General features: G+C 49.5%; 13 protein-coding genes. 4 read left to right on the forward strand and 9 right to left on the reverse strand.

Annotated features, from left to right (window positions below; genetic code table 11):
* Positions 1 to 197 precede the first annotated feature (197 nt).
* Positions 198 to 1,730 carry a helicase HerA-like domain-containing protein gene (locus B160_RS0123975; protein ID WP_018630497.1) on the forward strand — a complete coding sequence of 511 codons (1,533 nt, stop codon included), beginning with the start codon at positions 198 to 200 and terminating at the stop codon, positions 1,728 to 1,730.
* Between the two features lie 129 nt (positions 1,731 to 1,859).
* Here the strand turns inward: B160_RS0123975 and B160_RS0123980 are convergent, their stop codons facing one another.
* The 4 genes from B160_RS0123980 to B160_RS0123995 are packed head-to-tail and all read right to left on the reverse strand — an operon-like array spanning position 1,860 to position 8,882.
* Positions 1,860 to 4,241: a hypothetical protein gene (locus B160_RS0123980; protein ID WP_018630498.1), complete on the reverse strand. Its 2,382-nt coding sequence runs from the start codon at positions 4,239 to 4,241 to the stop codon at positions 1,860 to 1,862.
* Between the two features lie 15 nt (positions 4,242 to 4,256).
* Positions 4,257 to 5,408: a DUF4249 domain-containing protein gene (locus B160_RS0123985; protein ID WP_018630499.1), complete on the reverse strand. Its 1,152-nt coding sequence runs from the start codon at positions 5,406 to 5,408 to the stop codon at positions 4,257 to 4,259.
* A 1-nt stretch (position 5,409) separates the two neighbouring features.
* Positions 5,410 to 8,175 carry a TonB-dependent receptor gene (locus B160_RS0123990; protein ID WP_018630500.1) on the reverse strand — a complete coding sequence of 922 codons (2,766 nt, stop codon included), beginning with the start codon at positions 8,173 to 8,175 and terminating at the stop codon, positions 5,410 to 5,412.
* The gene (locus tag B160_RS0123995; protein ID WP_018630501.1) at positions 8,175 to 8,882 is read right to left on the reverse strand and encodes a hypothetical protein; all 708 of its coding nucleotides are present in this window, start codon (positions 8,880 to 8,882) and stop codon (positions 8,175 to 8,177) included. Before B160_RS0123995 ends, B160_RS0123990 begins: the two co-directional genes overlap by 1 nt.
* Before the next feature lie 185 nt (positions 8,883 to 9,067).
* Between B160_RS0123995 and kbl the strand changes: the two genes are divergently transcribed.
* The 3 genes from kbl to B160_RS0124010 all read left to right on the forward strand — a co-directional run bounded on the left by kbl (position 9,068) and on the right by B160_RS0124010 (position 12,936).
* On the forward strand, positions 9,068 to 10,255 hold the full coding sequence (gene kbl, locus B160_RS0124000; RefSeq protein ID WP_026309988.1) for a glycine C-acetyltransferase: 1,188 nt from the start codon (positions 9,068 to 9,070) through the stop codon (positions 10,253 to 10,255).
* A gap of 5 nt (positions 10,256 to 10,260) precedes the next feature.
* Positions 10,261 to 11,250 carry a hypothetical protein gene (locus B160_RS0124005; protein ID WP_018630503.1) on the forward strand — a complete coding sequence of 330 codons (990 nt, stop codon included), beginning with the start codon at positions 10,261 to 10,263 and terminating at the stop codon, positions 11,248 to 11,250.
* A 150-nt stretch (positions 11,251 to 11,400) separates the two neighbouring features.
* Positions 11,401 to 12,936, forward strand: a complete 1,536-nt coding sequence (locus tag B160_RS0124010; protein WP_018630504.1) for a S10 family peptidase — start codon at positions 11,401 to 11,403, stop codon at positions 12,934 to 12,936.
* Positions 12,937 to 13,202: 266 nt separating this feature from the next.
* Here B160_RS0124010 and B160_RS0124015 read toward each other — a convergent pair whose 3' ends face one another.
* The 5 genes from B160_RS0124015 to B160_RS0124035 all read right to left on the reverse strand — a co-directional run bounded on the left by B160_RS0124015 (position 13,203) and on the right by B160_RS0124035 (position 18,023).
* Positions 13,203 to 13,730 carry a YceI family protein gene (locus B160_RS0124015; RefSeq protein WP_026309989.1) on the reverse strand — a complete coding sequence of 176 codons (528 nt, stop codon included), beginning with the start codon at positions 13,728 to 13,730 and terminating at the stop codon, positions 13,203 to 13,205.
* Between the two features lie 70 nt (positions 13,731 to 13,800).
* Positions 13,801 to 14,070: a DUF4143 domain-containing protein gene (locus B160_RS0124020; protein WP_018630506.1), complete on the reverse strand. Its 270-nt coding sequence runs from the start codon at positions 14,068 to 14,070 to the stop codon at positions 13,801 to 13,803.
* Between the two features lie 120 nt (positions 14,071 to 14,190).
* Complete coding sequence (locus tag B160_RS30890; RefSeq protein WP_018630507.1) at positions 14,191 to 15,360, reverse strand: TlpA disulfide reductase family protein; 1,170 nt, start codon at positions 15,358 to 15,360, stop codon at positions 14,191 to 14,193.
* Between the two features lie 46 nt (positions 15,361 to 15,406).
* Complete coding sequence (gene gatB, locus B160_RS0124030) at positions 15,407 to 16,852, reverse strand: Asp-tRNA(Asn)/Glu-tRNA(Gln) amidotransferase subunit GatB (RefSeq protein WP_018630508.1); 1,446 nt, start codon at positions 16,850 to 16,852, stop codon at positions 15,407 to 15,409.
* A gap of 184 nt (positions 16,853 to 17,036) precedes the next feature.
* Positions 17,037 to 18,023, reverse strand: a complete 987-nt coding sequence (locus B160_RS0124035; protein WP_018630509.1) for a PDZ domain-containing protein — start codon at positions 18,021 to 18,023, stop codon at positions 17,037 to 17,039.
* Between the last annotated feature and the right edge of the window lie 39 nt (positions 18,024 to 18,062).

Here is an 18,062-nt window from a genome sequence, read left to right on the forward strand (position 1 = left end):
TTTTAAGATTGAATCACCCAAAATTATCCGGATGGCTGGATTGCCACCAGCGCAGATTCCCTGTTTTTTTTACCGTATTTCTACGTATTTTGTATCCGGTAACTACCTTGTGCGGGCAACAGGAACAGTTTATGGTTGCCAGGGTTTTTATTTTTTTCAATAAACTTTGGGAATATTGCAACACCAAATATTAAATTATGGCAGATACAGCACAATTTTTACAGGCCGTAAAGGATGGCTACACTTTTAAAGGAGAAAGTTATAAGATAGGCCGGGCGCTCCTCAACGGGGAAGTAGTACCGGATGCAGATGTAAACCTGCCTTTTAAAACGCTGAACCGCCACGGTTTGATCGCGGGCGCCACAGGTACGGGAAAGACCAAGACCCTGCAGGTATTGTCGGAAGGACTGAGCGATGCAAGCATCCCGGTGTTGTTGATGGACATAAAAGGAGACCTGAGCGGGATTGGTGCTGCAGGCGCAACCAATGATAAAATTGCGGAGCGTTGCCAGAAGCTTGGGATCGAATTTAAGCCGGAGGCCTATCCCATCGAGTTCCTGACATTGAGCGAAGAAAAAGGGACCCGCCTGAGAGCTACCGTAAGCGAATTTGGCCCGGTGCTGTTCTCAAAGATCCTGAACCTGAATGATACACAGGGAGGATTTGTGGCCCTTATTTTTAAATATTGTGATGATAATAAATTACCCCTGGTAGATCTGAAGGATTTTATCAAGGTACTGCAATACGTGAGTGATGAAGGAAAAGCGGAGCTTGAAAAAAACTATGGAAAGATATCCACCTCCTCTACCGGAACCATTCTGCGGAAGGTGATCGAATTGCAGCAGCAGGGTGCCGATCTCTTTTTTGGCGAGCGCAGTTTTGATGTGGAAGACCTGATGCGCATCAACAGCGACGGGCGCGGCATGGTTTCGATCGTACGCGTTACCGACCTGCAGGACCGCCCCAAGCTGTTTTCTACCTTTATGCTGCAACTGCTGGCAGAATTGTACGCAAGCCTTCCGGAGGCGGGAGACCTGGAGAAACCCAAGCTGGTGCTGTTTATTGATGAGGCGCACCTGATCTTTAATGAGGCCAGCACAGCGTTGCTGGACCAATTGGAGACCATCGTAAAGCTGATCCGATCCAAAGGAGTGGGCGTATTTTTCTGTACACAGAACCCGATGGATGTGCCGGCTCCCATACTGGCGCAGCTGGGATTAAAAGTGCAGCACGCCCTGAGGGCCTTTACAGCGGCCGATCGTAAGGTGATCCGGCAAACAGCAGAGAACTACCCGCTGAGCGATTTTTATAAGACAGATGAATTGCTGACGCAAGTGGGTATCGGAGAGGCCCTGGTGACCATGCTGAATGAAAAAGGGATCCCTACCCCGCTGGTACACTGTATGCTGCGGGCACCGCAAAGCCGGATGGATGTTTTAACGGATGCGGAGATCAACAGCATTACCGCCCAATCGAAGATCGCGGCGCATTATAACGAGGTGATCGACAGCGAAAGCGCCTACGAAATACTGGCGCAAAAACTGAACGACGCTGCCGAAAGAACGGCGCAACAGGCAGAAGAAAAAACAACAAAGCGCGGAGCTGCGGAAAAAGGCTTCTTCGACAACCCGATCGTTAAAAGCATCGCGCGTACGGCGGGCAACACCATCGTACGGTCGCTGCTGGGTGCGATTGGGCTGGGCGGCAGGAGAAAGAAAGGGCTCTTTTAAACTTAAAATATCCAATGAAGAATTTGAAATGAAAAAGGAGATCCCGCTTAGGTGCGGAAGCCTTCTGATCCGAAAGAAAGCCCTTTCTTCGTTTTGCATGGGATATGCACTATTTTAGTTTTCCCCGGACTACTTTACCGTAAACGTAGCCTCTGAAAAAACAGGGGTCCCTTTGCTGGAAATACCCTGTAATACAATTTTATAATCGCCCCTGAAGTCGGATGTAAAGCAGTCCAGGCTCAACGGCTGCCGGCTGTTGAGTTCGATATCCGGCTTCCAAAGCAAGGTGGTACGGTTGTCGGGGATCCGCAGATCGCCTTTATTCCCATCTGCATAAACCGGTGCGTAGAAGATCCGCTGCAGCTGCAACCCTTCGTAATCGATGGCAACAGCAGAGGGGTCGAGCTCAAACCCGTCAAATGCAGATGTATAGGTCTGGAAACTTACAATGCCGGAATACAGGGAAGAGCCGATGAGATACCTGCGGGGCACCACATCCAGCCTTTTTACCTTGTACGGGTTATAATTAAAGATGCTGTTATAATCGGCCAGGGGCACACCATCCAGCAATACCAGCACCGCATACCGGTATACATTCTGGTATTTTTCATCATAGATCGTCATATGGAGCTTCCGGTCGCGCATCACCACATTTATCGGCCGTACATATTCGCGCAATACCTCCTCCATGGTTGAAAACCGTTTGTAGTTGTCCAGGAGGTAACTGATCTCGGGCTTACCATAAAAAGGCAGGGTATCCTTTGCTGCTGGCGTTGTATAGCTATTGATCCGGTCTTTATAATAGATATTGACCGTTTGCATGGCAATGCTGCGTTTTAACAGGTACGCGCTGTCCGCAGGATCAGGAAAATAGAGCGGCTGGGTAAAGGAACGGTTTGCACTGTCGATGAACGGCGAAATAATTGCAGTAGTATAGCTATCGGTGGAGTTAGCGGAAGGGGTTGGCTTGATAAATATATCCCCCGGGCCATAGTATTTTTTAACATTGAAGCGGACAATGCCCGAAGAGTCGCTGGTGCCGTTGTAAAGGCCAAAGGGAATGGATGGAGCCGTTAGCAGGCAGGAAACTCCCGGGGCAGGTTGTTGGTTCCAGTTATTCAAAACCCTTGCGGCAACAATATGCCCATCATACTCGGGCAGGTATTTTAATGAGGGGTCAAACAATGGTTTACCGGTATCAAAATGCCGCCATCCGTTTACAAGCATCAGGTTCTCTATGTAGTCTCCGTGAGTTGCCCCGGGCGTAAGATAAAATTCCGGGGATTCAATAGTTCCTGAAAGGCTGGCAGTGAGCTGGAGATACGTGCGGATATCCGATGCTTCTGTATGCCGATCCATTGCGTAAACCGAAAGGGAGCCCTGTATGGTTTCAAGACTGTCTCCATCCAACGCGGGTACCAGCTTTATGGCAGCATGGTCCCTTATCGCCAGTTCCTGTTTACCGGTACTAATGGCTACCACTGTTGAAGGCTGTTTGGCGGGAATGAAGACCAGGCGTTCATTTACAGGCCGGCGGTCTTGATCGAACAGTGTAAAGCAGATCACACCGGTTCCGAGCCTGGCTTTACTTACCCGGATCTCGATCGCATTACGGGTTTGCAGATCCACGGTGGTGGCAAACCGGTTCTTTTGTTCGTTGTGCGCCACCAGCGTCATCCGTTGCGGATCTGTGTTGTGGATCGTTATTTTGACCAGATAGGTGCCGTTTCCGTTATCGCTTATGTTTAAAACAGCACCGCTGGTCCGGGGCACGGGCAGCGTTGCTTTTAGAAGATCTTTCCCCGGTATCATTACTGCCGCGGTATATTTCCTGCCGGGCAGCGGTGTATAGGTAAACTGGCCCAGCCCAAATTTCAGGAGCTCAAAACGGGCAACGGTATCCGTGCCGTTTTCGATAACGTATCCGGTGGCTGGCAGTCCTTTTGTGGTTTTGGGGTCCAGTACCTGCACGCCTAATTTCGAGGGGATCCCTTCAACCAGGGTCCCCCCTTCGGGAAAGAACCGGATAATGGCCGCCGGCTGCACAGTACGGGCCGGACGGACGGCTGCCGCAACCGTATTGGTAACAAGGATCCTTTTTCTAAAGAGGGCGTTTTCGTTGCCTTGCTTCATCCGGCTGGTATAGGCAACAAGGGTATAAGCGCCCGTGGCAAGATGAACGGGAAGGTAAAAACTGCCCTTTCCCGTGCCCCGGTTGGCCTGTATCTTGGATTGGATCACCGATCGTCCTTTATCATTTATGAGTTCGATATAAAGGATACTATTGTAGTGCGCCAAAACATGCGTGCCTGCATTCAGAAGATACGTTTTAAACCAGAGGAGCTCGCCGGCCAGGTAGGCCTCCTTGTCGCTGTGAACAAAAATGGTTTCGTGTACCGGTTCTTTTATGGAATCCTGCAGCTGCGCCATAGCCGCCATGTGTGTGTACAGACCGATGAGGACCATCAACAGCCGGCAACAACGAAGAAAAGAATGAAGGATCATAAACATATTTGCTCAAAATTATCAGGGCCAGTAAGATGGTTTTTGAACCTTTCCGCCTCTTGTTCTGCAATCTGTACAGCTTGAAAAACCAGCCGCATATCCCTCTGTGCGGGGTTCCCGTATCGTATAGTCTACGGGGATAATGTTGCCTGGGCCGAACGCCACACGGGTGCTGTCCTTGTTTTGGAGTACAAATTGCAATTCGCAGTATTGTCCGAAGGCCCATCCGGCGGGGCGGTTTATAAATATCCGTTTCTGTGCGGGCGCCGTTGCCGAAATATACCCGATAACAGGCTCCTTTGGATCACTGGTACAATGGATATTGCCCCTTAACTCGGAAGGTAAGGGGCCAAAAATATCGCCGATAGACTCCGTATTCTTTTTCATGAGGTCATAGAATTCATAGGCGGCTTTGTCCATGGCATATTGGCGCAGCAGGATGCTGTATTTTACAGAAAGACGTTCGTCGCCGGCCGGTATCAGGTTCAGCGGCTGCTGAAAAATGACATCCGAGGTGAGTTTTGCGGAGTTGGCGATATAGATGCTATTGGACCGGCCATATTTCCAGCAATAGTAAATGTCTTCCTCCGGAAATCTCCGGACCCTGACCCCGGCCGGATCTGCGTCGGGAGATTCAGGATCGTAGATCAGCGTGGATCTGAAAAAGCTGTTGATCTCCCAGGTTTCATCAAAATCCCACCGGTAATAGATCGTACTGTTGGTTGCATCATGCGTATTCACATATAATTGAATACCTTTTTCGCTCTGCTTCCAGCCGATGCTATCGATTTCCGGGGTCATTTTTACGGATACAAAATCGGAGAGATATTCCTTTCCATTGGCGGTTCTGATCCGTATACGGTAACGATTGTTTGAAGACAACCCGAGGGTATTTTCATAATTGCCCGGTGTGCTCATGGGCAATTGCTTTACAGAGTTGTCGCTGCCTTCAACGGAAACGCTTGCATGAAGCTCGGGGCTCGCTTCCCTGATGCCGTTAACCGGCGTGGTCCTTGACAGGACCAGGTTTGTTGCAACGCTACCGGCGTTCAGGGTCCCTTCCACAACCAGGTAGCCGGTTCCCGGGGCGTCGATCTCCGGGTAGTACCGGTCCTTGCATGCCATGCAGAGAACGATGATGACCAGTATCTGAAAATAGTATCCCTGTTTCATTTTAAAATCGGATATTATAATTGATAAATGGTATGGCGCTTCCGAAAATGGATAGTTTGTATCCGTTCACAGCACCTTTTTCAGAGATAAAATATACCGAATACGGATTTCGTCTTCCCAAAAGGTTGTACACACCGATCGTCCAGGAATTATGGGTCTTCTGGTGCACTTTATGGTTCCCGTCAATATTCATCGAAAAGTCCGTCCGGTAATAATCGGGGATTCGGTATTGGTTCCGCTCGGAATACAGCATTCTTTCTGAACCCTGGTAGTAGAAGCGGCCTATCGGGTAGGTGATCGGCCTTCCAGTGCTGTACGTGGAGTTAAGCGACAGGCTGAACCGGTGGTTGATCCTGAAATTGCCGACAATGGTTATGTCATGGGGTTTGTCATAATTGGCAGGATAATCGGCTCCGTTGTTGACCATCGAACCAAGGCTTTGATCGGTAGACCGCAGCAGGATGCGGGAATATGTATAGCCGATCCAGCCATTCAGCTTGCCCACCGGCTTTTTGATCAGGAACTCAAGACCGTAGGCCTTACCTTTAGTACTGATCACATCCGTTTCGATATGATGATTGAGCAGCAGGGTTGCACCGGGCTTGTAATCCAGGTAGTTTTTAATGTTCTTATAATAGACCTCAACCGATGTTTCGATGGTATTTGACTTCAGGTTCTTATAAAAGCCAAGGGAAACCTGGTCGCCGGTCTGAGGCCTGATATTGGGATCGCTTAGTTTCCAGATATCGGTCGGCGAGATGATCGTGGTGTTCGACAGCAAATGAATATATTGTCTTAATGAATTGTATCCTGCCTTTACGGAGAAGGTGGGAGTAAAGGCATAACGCATAGAGAAACGGATCTCCGGTCCCTGGTAATTATTGATCACCTTTCCTTTGTTGTAATGTGTGATACCGGTGCGGGTATCATCGGTAAGGGGCTGCCCTTCCCGGTAATGGCTTACATCCTGCGGGCCCAAATAGGAATAAAACGAATAGCGGAGACCGGTACTGAAAGAAAGCTTACCCGTGGCGTTGAAGCGATGCGTTATATATGCGGCGTTTTCGAGTGCCCGCTCTGCACTTACTGTATCGGCCCTTACCAGCGACTGGTCGCTGGCGGGTTCAAAAGTGCCCGGCTGCAGCAGGTAAGAAAGGGAACTGACCCCAAAATCAAACGAATGCTTTTGGTTCATGAAATAAACAAAGTTCAGCTTGCCGTAAAGCTGCCGTATATCAAAGAACAGTTTAAACCCGTTGATGACATTGGAATCAGCGCCGATATTATAACGGTAATAATCATAGCCGCCGATAAATTCCGCCTGTAAGCGACGTGTAAAATTCTTTTTCCATTTCAGCGACAGGTTCCGGTTGGTATAGCGATAGGTGGTATCACTATTCAGATTAAACCGGTCATTGCTATAATAAGCGTTCATGTAAATACTGCTGCTGGAATCGAACCGGTGGCTGACGCCAAGGTTAAGATCCTGGAAGGAAGCCCGGCTTTGGTCATATTCCTCCGGCAAAAGATTGATCAGCCAGTTGGCATAGGTGGTACGTCCGCCAAAAATAAAGGAGGTTTTGTCTTTTACAATGGGCCCTTCCAGCTGAAGGCGGCTGGTGATCAGCCCGATCCCTGCTGATCCGGTGAGCTGTTTCTTATTTCCCTCCCGGCTGTTCACATCCAGTACAGATGCCAGGCGGCCTCCGTATTTTGCCGGCACAGAGCTTTTGTAGAGTTCAACATCTTTTACAATATCCGGGTTAAAGGCGGCAAACATGCCAAAAAAATGCGCAGGATTATAAATGGTGGCATCATTGAAAAGAATAAGATTCTGATCCGTCGAGCCCCCCCTTACGTTAAAACCGGTGCTGGCTTCTCCAACTGTTTTTACACCCGGTAAGGTGGTTACCGCCCGCAGGATGTCAGCCTCGCCAAAAACCGTCGGAATGCGTTTGATCTCCTGGATGCTCAGGCGTGATACCCCCATCTGCACATTCCGTATATTCCTTGTTTGCGTGGAGGAAACGATCACTTCTTTTAACGTAGGCACCTGTTCCTGCACGGCAACATCCATGCGCCCGTCGGTATGCACCACCAGGTTCAGGTTGGTTTCCCGGATGCCCAGCCCCATAATATTGAGCACGTGTTTCCCGGGCGGGATGCTGAGCGCGTAATTCCCATAGGCATCAGAATTTGAAAAATAGGCATTGTCAACCGCCACAGAAGCATTGGGGAAGGGCTCTCCCGTACGTGCGCTTTTTATGTTCCCGGTCAGCAGCACCTGAGGATGACGCGGGCCATTCCGGTTCCCGATCTCATAGACTTTTTCCTCCGCCTTAATATGCCGCCGGTCTTTATCGTTCAATCCATAATCGGTTGATGGCACCGTCTTTGGCATTGGAGCTGCCCCGCCGGAACGGTAGTATATACCCGCAGGCAGCGCGAGCTGAATCTTTAAATTGCCGGTGATATATACTTTTTTCCCCCCATCGTCAATGGCATAGGTCAAAGCGGTCCCGTTCAGGGCATTTTGCAGCTGCGCAGCTAAAGGGCCGTTTCCGGATGGAGCCGGGATCATTAAAGAATCGATCTGCTTCCTGTCGTAGTAAAAAAAATATCCGGACTGTTGCTCCAGTTGCAAAAAACAGGCCTTCAGAGGGATACTGTCCCGTGTGGCATCCACCGGCGGTATTGCCGTTTGTGCCATAGTGGAAACGGAGCACAGGTTGGGGAAAAGGAAGAATATGAAAATCCTTTTTAACATTAGTCCTGGTTATAAAGTTGAGCGGCCAGCCGGATGGCGGCCTCAGGCTCTTTTCTGAACCTGATCTGTTTTCTTTTCAGCGCTTTATGAATGGCTGCTTTTTTCTCTTTCAAAAGTGCATATAAATGTTTTTTTGAAGATACGGGGTAAAACGCCCCCTCCTTATACAGATAGAACCGGTTGCTCCAGGCAAATTCCCGCTCTACCTTCGATTGACCAACGGTTTCCTTGATGAATTTCTTTCGCAATACCAACGGGGTAAGCCGCCCTTCATCAAGGATCTCATAAAAACCGGCAGGCAGCGCTTTGCTGTCAGCGGGCCCCAGTTTTATAAATTTTCCCTTGTCAATGGTAAACGCATCCAACAGGTTGCCAGGAAGGATAACGGGCATTTTATTGGCGTTTTCGATCAATAGCTCGCCGGCAACCGCATCATACTTTAGCCGGACGTTCTTGTACCAGGTACTGTCAAAATACAATGTACCCTCCGTCCATTGATCTTCACCCAGGAACGGTGTGCCGGTTATGGTGGGCAGGTATCCCTGGTACAGGCGTCCGTTGTAAATGGGCAAATCATTGTTAAATCTTGCATAGAACTCGTCGGGGAGGTAGACCGGGTCTTTAAAAAGAGAGGCCCGGCCCTGCTGGGCATACAAAGCAGCAGTCAGCAGTATGCAAAAAAGCGTTAGAACCGTTTCCTTTTTCATGGGTGGTCAACAATGGTTATTGCTGTAGAACATAAAAATAGGCTAAATACAATTCCGGTACAAATATTTTCAATTGTTTGGTTCAACCGATTGAACAAAGCCGGGAAAACACGTTTTTGTATGGCTTTTTTTTACACCTTTGCGGCGTGCCCTGTGATCTTGCGGCGCAGTTAAATTATTTTCATATGAACGAAAACTTTACAAAACGGATCGGTGCAGAAGTAGATGAAATAAAGGCTTCCGGCCTGTATAAGACCGAGCGCATCATCGAAAGCGCCCAGGGAGCAGAAATACAGGTGAATGGCAGAACCGTGATCAATTTTTGCGCAAACAATTACCTGGGCCTGTCTTCCCATCCGGAAGTGATCAAAGCCGCGCATGCGACCATTGATGCCCGCGGGTACGGAATGAGCAGCGTACGCTTTATTTGTGGTACGCAGGATATTCATAAAGAGCTGGAGCAAAAGATATCAGCGTTCCTTGGAACAGAAGATACGATCTTATATGCAGCGGCCTTTGATGCCAACGGCGGCGTGTTTGAACCGCTGTTTAACGACGAGGATGCCATTATCTCCGATGCGCTGAACCATGCAAGCATCATCGACGGCGTGCGTCTTTGCAAAGCGCAACGCTACCGGTACGAGCACAATAATATGGCGGACCTGGAAGCAAAACTGAAAGAAGCCGCTGGTGCCCGCAGCCGGATCATTGTTACCGATGGTTCGTTCAGCATGGACGGCACCATTGCCCAGCTGGATAAGATCGTGGAGCTGGCGGAAAAATATGATGCGGTGATCATGATCGATGAATGCCATTCCTCCGGGTTCCTGGGCAAGACCGGTCGCGGCACGCATGAGTACCGGGGCGTAATGGGCAGGATCGACATCATTACCGGAACGCTGGGAAAGGCACTGGGCGGCGCTTCCGGCGGGTTCACCTCCGGGCGGAAAGAGATCATCGATATGCTGCGTCAGAAATCAAGACCTTATTTATTCAGCAATACCCTGGCACCTTCCATTGTAGGCGGCTCCATTGCCGTGCTGGATATGCTCTCTTCATCTACACAGCTGCGCGACAAGCTGGAGTACAATACCCAATATTTCCGGGAAAAGATGAGCGCAGCCGGATTTGATATTAAACCGGGCGACCACCCTATTGTACCCATTATGTTGTATGATGCAGTGCTGGCGGCGGACTTTGCTTCGAAGCTCCTGGATGAAGGTATTTATGTGATCGGGTTCTTCTTCCCCGTGGTACCAAAGGGCCAGGCACGCATACGGGTACAGCTCAGTGCCGGTCACGAACAGGCGCACCTGGATCAGGCGATCGCGGCCTTTACAAAAGTGGGAAAAGAACTGGGAGTATTAAAATAATTACGATGGTATATACAGGGCTCATAGGAGATGATCGTGTACCAACGGCCTCTTGTGAGCCTTTGTCATTAACGCAAGGGGTACTGCGGAGACCTTTTTGGGTACTGGTGCTGCTGTTTTTTTTGGGGACTGCGGACGCACAACAGGTAAAGGTGCCTGATCAATACCCTTCGCCCATGCAGGAGACCGTGCGTTTGCATGAACGGATCTCATTTGATGAACACAGGGGCATTGCTTATACGCTGGACAGCTTACTGACCAAACCGGTAGAGGTCTATATTCCGGAACGGCTAAAAAAAGCCAGGTGGGCAGATCTGCTCATTCATTTTCACGGAGTCAGTTATGTAACCGCATCAGCGGCGGAAAACAGTAAAACAAACCTTATTGCTGTATCCGTAAACCTGGGTTCGGGGTCGGCAGCCTATTCCAGGCCTTTTCAGAATGATACCGTTTTTAAACGGCTGGTAACGGCAGTATGGAACTCCGTCCGGGAACATCTGGGAAACGGGATGCAGCAGCGCCGGATCATTTTAAGCGGGTTCAGTGCAGGCTATGGCGCTATCAGAAGCATCCTGTCGGACTCCGCAGATTTTAAAGTGGTCAATACGGTTTTGCTGCTGGATGGTTTGCACGCCAGCTATATACCGGAGCGGAAAGTGCTGGCGCAGGGCGGGCTTATCGACACGGTGAGCCTGGCGCCTTTCCTGGCCTTTGCCCGGCTGGCAGCTGAACCGGCCACCGGCAGGCGAATGCTGTTCACCCATTCGGAGATCTTTCCGGGAACCTTTGTAAGTACAACCGAAACGGCCGGCTACCTGCTGCGGCAATTGGGGCTGAAAGCGCGGCCTGTTTTAAAAAAGGGACCGGTGGGCATGCAGCAGATCAGTGAAGCCGGCCAGGGAAATTTCCAGGTGCTGGGGTTTGCGGGGAATTCCGCTCCGGACCATGTGGACCATTTTCACGGGCTGCCCTTTTTCCTCCGCCGGCTGCTTTAATCCGGAGGCGGACCGGGTTGCAAACACGGGAAAGGCCGAGGGGCTTCAACAAAGCAGGCTGTTCCTTTTTCCGCCGGTACCAATGGCAGCCATTCCTTTGAAAAAAATCGGTAGGTTTGATCCTTCCGGTTGGTTTAATAAAAAGACGATATGAATAAATTTATCTGTTGCTGCACTGTCCTCCTGTGTTTTACCGGTATATACGCTCAAACATCCAAATCCAAAGCGGAACCTGCCAAACAGGAAAAACCGGCAGCTGAAAAAAAGCCTGCCTCACCCGACCTGAGCTTTGATCCGGACGCCGCGGTGACCACCCACCATACGGTGACCATCAATGGGCAGAAAGTGCCGTATAAAGCGATTGCCGGAACGCTGCCGGTTTGGGATGAGGATGGAAAGGCCATTGCCGGTTTGTTTTATACCTACTATGAACGTACGGATGTAAACAAAACAGCCCGCCCGCTGGTGATCTCTTTTAACGGCGGGCCCGGTTCCGCTTCTGTATGGATGCATATCGGCTATACCGGGCCGGTGTTGCTGAATATAGACGACGAGGGCTACCCGGTACAACCTTACGGGTATAAGGAAAACCATCATTCGATCCTTGATGTAGCTGATATCGTTTATGTAGATCCTGTGAATACCGGGTACTCCCGGATCGTGGGCAAGGACGTTCCCAGGACCAAGTTCTTTGGGGTCAATGCAGATATTAAATACCTGGCAGACTGGATCAATACTTTTGTAACAAGGTTCGATCGCTGGGGTTCTCCAAAGTACCTGATCGGTGAAAGCTACGGTACCACCCGGGTTTCCGGTCTGGCGCTGGAGCTGCAGCAGGCACACTGGATGTACCTCAACGGGGTCATACTGGTATCACCCACCGGCCTGGGTATAGAAAGGGGAACGGCAACAGATGCCGCCCTGCGCCTGCCGTATTTTGCCGCTACGGCCTGGTATCATAAAAAACTGGGAGCGGACCTGCAGCAAAAAGACCTGGAAGCGTTTTTACCGGAGGTGGAAGCGTTTACCATGAACCAGCTGCTGCCGGCCATCAATAAAGGAAGCCTGCTGGATGATGCCACAAGGAACACGATTGCGGAGAAAATGGCCGCATACTCGGGATTGTCGCAACAGGTGATCCTGCAAAACAACCTGGACGTTTCGCCAAACCTGTTCTGGAAGGAGCTGCTGCGTAAGGAGGGGTTTACCATTGGCCGTCTGGACTCGCGTTACAAGGGGATCGATAAGCGCGACGGTGGCGAGCGGCCGGACTTTAATGCCGAGCTGACGGCATGGCTGCACGCTTTTACACCACCGATCAATATGTACCTGCGGAATGAGCTGAATTATAAGACGGACTACCCGTATAATGTATTTGGCCCGGTGCATCCCTGGGATAACAACAATGACCATACCGGTGAAAACCTGCGCAGCGCGATGTCCATCAATCCCTATCTTCATCTGCTGGTGCAATCCGGTTATTATGATGGCGCCTGCGATTATTTTAACGCCAAATACAATCTCTGGCAGATGGATCCTTCCGGTAAGTTAAAGGACCGGATCCAGTGGGCCGGGTTCCGCGGCGGGCATATGATGTACCTGCGAAAGGAGGATCTGAAAACGAGCACGGAGCAGATCCGGGCATTCATTAAAACATCCATTCCGAGCAAGGCAGCAAAGTATTAATCAGATCGCTATCGCCACAAGAATGCCGGGGCACAAAGCTGCATCATCGACCATATATTTTATGTAGCGCTCACGATGGTCCCGCCATTGCGCCCCGATGCCTGATATTGCCTATACCGCGAACTGAAGTTTGCAGTTGATGCCTGGCCGGGCCCCTTCAAATGGAATGCGGAAGATCATCGGCCAGTGGGCGGGAACAGAATTGAGCGCATAAAAAAGACGGTCTCATTCAGAACCGCCTTTTGAGATCTTATTTTGACCAGGTGTTATGCCTCCTTCACCAGTTCTGCATTGATGTGTAGTTTTACGTCGTCACCTACCACAACACCTCCTGTTTCGGTCATCGCACTCCAGCTCAGTCCAAAATCCTTACGGTTGATCTTTCCGTTCAGCTCAAAACCCGCTACGGTCTGACCATAGGCATTGGGACCAATACCGCCCAGCTCTACCTTCAGGGTTACACTTTTTTTCACCCCGCGAATGGTCAGATCCCCGGTCATTTCAAATTCATCACTGCCTTTGGGTACAATCGCTGTTGATTCAAAAGTTAACTTCGGGTGGTTGGCGGCATCAAAAAAATCAGCAGATTTCAAGTGTTCATCACGCTGTGCCGGTCCGGTTGAAATACTATCGATATCCGCGCTGAAGCTTACTTTAGCGTCGCTGAAATCTTCTTTATCGGCAATAACAGTACCCTCAAAAGAGGTGAATTTTCCGGATACGTTTGAAATCACCAGGTGTCTTACTTTAAAGCCTATTTCCGAATGCATCGGATCCATTGTCCAAGTTGCCATAGTTATTTTATTTTTTGTGATTTGATACCACAAAATTAATGTTGAAACATCGGTTGAAAAATAACCTACATTAAGATGGGATGTTAAGGTTTTGTAAAGATCCGGGTGAATAAGGATCCGGATTCAGCCATCGTGGTAAATTACCAGCGCTACGGTCACTGCACAACGCGGGGAGCTTGTAATCACCTGTAACAGCATTGCGTATGCCATTGTCGTAAAAATAAACCTTTCTCTTACGGTTAATTTCATTGTGAAGATTGCGTGCAAAGGCCGTGAGGCGGTGGACCAGGAAAACCTGTTCCGGCAGGTAAATATATTGATCCACTGTTTCACTTTTCATAGATTATATTCCTTAAAAAAGGAATATTTGTGGAGTATAATCCTGAAATAGACTCATTTTTATGGATCATATTCCACAAAAGCACAAAAATGCTTGGCAGCAGATCAAGAACATCCGGGATCAGGGGAAAATAGCGGCCAGCTTATTTTCCAGGTCAATGCCTCTCAGACCTTCGGCAATGATCTTGCCTTGCGGGTCAATAAGCACGTTAAAGGGGATGCCGCCAAATTTATACATCGGAACCACGGGGGACTCCCATTTTTTAAGATCGCTTACCTGTGTCCATGCCAGCTTATCGTTTTGAATGGCGTTCTTCCAGGCATTGGCATCATCATCCAGCGAAACGCCTAAAATGGTAAAGCCTTTGGATTTATACTTATTAAAAGCGGCAACAATATTGGGGTTTTCCGCGCGGCAGGGACGGCACCAGCTGGCCCAAAAATCTACCAGTACATATTGCCCTTTAAACGAACCAAGCGATACCGGTTTGCCGGTAATATCCGGCAAGGTGAAATCAGGGGCCTGCTTTCCGATCCAGGTACGGTCTTCCGCTGCTTTGATCTCCTGTTGGAGATTGAGTTTTAGTCCGGCTACGGCTACGTGGTTGGGGAATTTTTTTGTAACCCCGTCGATCAGGTCGATGACCTGCTTGTTGTCGAGCGGCTCAAGGCCCAGGCCCTGTCCGTTGGCGGTTGACTGGTAATAGCCCAGCTCAAACATGGATAAAGCCGGGTTGATGCCTTTTTTAATTTCGCCCAATGTATATTCCTTTAACCGGACCCCGTCCTGTTTGATCGTTTGCATGAGCAACGCAGCGGTACTGTCGGCAACTTTTACACTCCGGAGGCTGTCCAGCTGATGGGCCTTGTTGACCAGCGGGATCATCTTTTCATTGAATGCCAGCATAAATTCCTTCATGGCCTGGCTTGCAGGGGAATTCTTTACCTCGAATTTTTCGGGCAGTTGAGGATTCCGGGAACCCATCGTAATGTCCAGATCCACTTCCGGCCCGTCATTGATAACGGAAGCTACCGGAAATTGGAGCTGATCCAGCCGGATATTGTAAATAGCGTCTTCCATCGCTTCGGTCTTTAATGTAAATTTTCCGTTTTCGATATCCGAAGAGTCAACGATCACCGGTTGCATAGAGCCTACAGGAACTTCTTCCAGATATACTTTTTTGCCCTGGGTATTGGCGATGCTTCCGTTTACAGTGAAGGTCTTTTTATTGTCTTGCTGGCAACTGCTGAAGACAGCTGCCAGGAGGACTATTGCTACGAACTTTTTCATTATTTTAATTTTTCCAGGATCGAGGACCTGTTAGGTTTTACGCCTTTTATTGCAATTTTTTCAACAAGATCTCGTTGGTCTTTTTCGGATCTGCTTTGCCTTTTGTCTGTTTCATCACTTCCCCCACAAACAGTGCCAGCAGGCCTTTCTTTCCTTTTTTGTATTCGGTCACTTTCGGTGCCAGTTTTTCCAGCACGGCGTCGATCACCGGTTCCAGGTCGGCTGCGTCTGACTGCTGGATCAGGTTGTTCTTTTCTGCCAGCGCCAGCGGTTGCGCTTCCGGGTGCTGTAATAATAGCTGGAAAAGCCGGGTGGAAGCAATAGAGAAGCTTACTTTTCCTGCATCTACACACTCGATAACGGCCGCGATCTGTGCCGGTGTTACCGGAAAAGCCTGTATGGGGCTGTTGTTTTCGTTCAGCCAGCTTTTGACGGGCCCCAGCATCCAGTTGGCAGCCGCCTTATAATTCTTTGTGTGCTGCAGGATGGATTCAAAATAATCGGCATGATCCCGTTCTTCTGTAATTACATGGGCATCGTATTCCGGTAATTGATAACCGGCCGTATATTTTTTTATGCGTTCGGCAGGCAATGCCGGGATGGATTGGTGTATCGCTTCAATAAACGCATCTTCCAGGTCAAAGGGAGGCAGGTCGGGGTCCGGAAAATACCGGTAATCCTCCGCATCTTCCTTGTCGCGTATGGCAAAAGTGGTACCGTTGCCGGCGTCAAAGCTCCGGGTTTGCTGGCGGATGGTTTCCCCTGCTTCCAGCAGGCCCATCAGGCGCTCTGCTTCAAAATCGATGGCCCGTTTTACGTTGCGTATGGAATTCAGGTTCTTGACTTCCACCTTGGTGCCTAGCTTTTCAGCACCTTTCAGCCGAACAGAAACGTTGGCGTCGCAGCGCATACTGCCTTCCTCCATGTTGCCATCGCATACTTCCAGGTAGCGCACCAGTTTGCGTAGCTCTGTTACATAGGCGAAAGCCTCTTCGCTGCTCCGGAGATCCGGCTCGGTAACGATTTCCACCAGCGGTGTTCCGGCCCTGTTGTAATCGACCGCTGTATTATCAGCATCCACATCATGCAGGCTTTTTCCTGCATCCTCTTCCATATGGATCCGGTTCAGCCGGATATCTTTGGTACCGGCAGCAGTTTTTACGGTCACATGCCCGTTTTTACAAATGGGAGTAGTATGCTGTGATATCTGGTAGCCCTTTGGAAGATCGGGATAAAAGTAGTTTTTACGGGCAAAATAGTTCTTCTGTTCAATTTCACAATGACAGGCCAGTCCCAGTTTTACGGCGTACTCGATGGCTTTCCGGTTCATTTTTGGAAGACTGCCCGGGTGTGCCAGGGTAACAGGACTGACATGTGTATTGGGTTCTGCGCCAAATGCAATGCTGTCCCCGCAAAAAAGCTTGCTTTCTGTCAGCAGCTGGGCATGCACTTCCAGGCCGATCACGATTTCATATTTTTCACTCCATTCCATGTTTGCCTATCAATTGTTCAGGTCCGCGAAGATACGCAAGCCGATCGGTTTTCCGGGCCAATAAAAAGCCGCCCCGATCATATCGCGGCGGCTTTTAAACCCTAAATCACGAAAACTTAAAAACTATCAGCATATAGAGATATGCTACCGATATAACGCGTTATGGGAAAAAAAGTTGAAAAAATCAAAGATCCGCGGTTTTTATCCTTGCCGATTGCGTAACAGTGATCTGCTGGCTTTTCCCGTTCCTGCTGATTTTGAAATCAATGGATGCTTTTCTGCTGCCCCGGATCAGCCGGGAGGCCTGGTCGGTGTTGTTTACAGCCTGGCTGTTGATCTCTTTTACGATGTCTCCGTTTTTCAGACCGGCTTTGTCTGCGTCAGATCCTTTGTCCACATCGAGGATCTTAACACCCTCACCTTTTTCCAGATCCTGTATGCGGATGCCGATCCTGGGTGTATTGCTCTCCCAGTCGGGCGAACCGTAGAACCGGAAATTCCGGTTCCCATTGCCCTGATTGGGCAGCCGGCGCATCAGATCGTTAAAATCGATGCCCGGTGAGGAAAAGTAGCTCCCATTGCCCCCGAAATTATCCGGGGCTTTCCATTTTGTAAGAGTGGCCTCGGTCGTATAGCTTTTGTCATTCCGCTTATAGGAAATGGATACTTTATCGCCCGGGTCTTTGTCTTTTATTGCAGCCGAAAGTTCGTCCGGCGCGTCAATTTCCTTTCCGTCCACGGCGGTAATGATATCGCCCTCTTTCAAGCCCGCCTTATCGGCAGCACTTTCTTCCGATACATTCATAACGGTTACGCCGTCATCGGTTTTTTGGGTTACCACACCCAGCATGGCCTTATTGGGTGTCGGCATGGCCTGCCAGTTACCGCCATTCATGTTAAAAGAGCGCGCGCGGTCGGAAAAACCGTTCTCATTGTACACGTCCAGGTCCTTGATCTTCTTTCTTTTTACCGTGATATCGGCGTCTTTTTCGGTGTCGGCCGGTTTCCCGTTTACGGTAATGTTATCACCATCGATGACAATATTCATCCGGCCGTCGGCCGCTCCTTTTTTGGTGATGATGATCTGTTCGGCTTCCTTGTTTTGATTGCGGTTCTGTGCAAAGCCCATTGCCGGCATCAGCAACGCAAAGAGTACATAATACGATTTCATTTTTTTGTTTATTTATGGAATTCCCCTGATTTCAGAAAT

Source organism: Niabella aurantiaca DSM 17617, from assembly GCF_000374125.1.
Classification (GTDB): domain Bacteria; phylum Bacteroidota; class Bacteroidia; order Chitinophagales; family Chitinophagaceae; genus Niabella; species Niabella aurantiaca.

Coding starts and splice junctions, on each gene's coding strand:
- B160_RS0123975 (WP_018630497.1), top strand. CDS start 198: ATGGCAGATACAGCACAATTTTTACAGGCCGTAAAGGATGGCTACACT.
- B160_RS0123980 (WP_018630498.1), bottom strand. CDS start 4,241: ATGTTTATGATCCTTCATTCTTTTCTTCGTTGTTGCCGGCTGTTGATG.
- B160_RS0123985 (WP_018630499.1), bottom strand. CDS start 5,408: ATGAAACAGGGATACTATTTTCAGATACTGGTCATCATCGTTCTCTGC.
- B160_RS0123990 (WP_018630500.1), bottom strand. CDS start 8,175: ATGTTAAAAAGGATTTTCATATTCTTCCTTTTCCCCAACCTGTGCTCC.
- B160_RS0123995 (WP_018630501.1), bottom strand. CDS start 8,882: ATGAAAAAGGAAACGGTTCTAACGCTTTTTTGCATACTGCTGACTGCT.
- kbl (WP_026309988.1), top strand. CDS start 9,068: ATGAACGAAAACTTTACAAAACGGATCGGTGCAGAAGTAGATGAAATA.
- B160_RS0124005 (WP_018630503.1), top strand. CDS start 10,261: ATGGTATATACAGGGCTCATAGGAGATGATCGTGTACCAACGGCCTCT.
- B160_RS0124010 (WP_018630504.1), top strand. CDS start 11,401: ATGAATAAATTTATCTGTTGCTGCACTGTCCTCCTGTGTTTTACCGGT.
- B160_RS0124015 (WP_026309989.1), bottom strand. CDS start 13,730: ATGGCAACTTGGACAATGGATCCGATGCATTCGGAAATAGGCTTTAAA.
- B160_RS0124020 (WP_018630506.1), bottom strand. CDS start 14,070: ATGAAAAGTGAAACAGTGGATCAATATATTTACCTGCCGGAACAGGTT.
- B160_RS30890 (WP_018630507.1), bottom strand. CDS start 15,360: ATGAAAAAGTTCGTAGCAATAGTCCTCCTGGCAGCTGTCTTCAGCAGT.
- gatB (WP_018630508.1), bottom strand. CDS start 16,852: ATGGAATGGAGTGAAAAATATGAAATCGTGATCGGCCTGGAAGTGCAT.
- B160_RS0124035 (WP_018630509.1), bottom strand. CDS start 18,023: ATGAAATCGTATTATGTACTCTTTGCGTTGCTGATGCCGGCAATGGGC.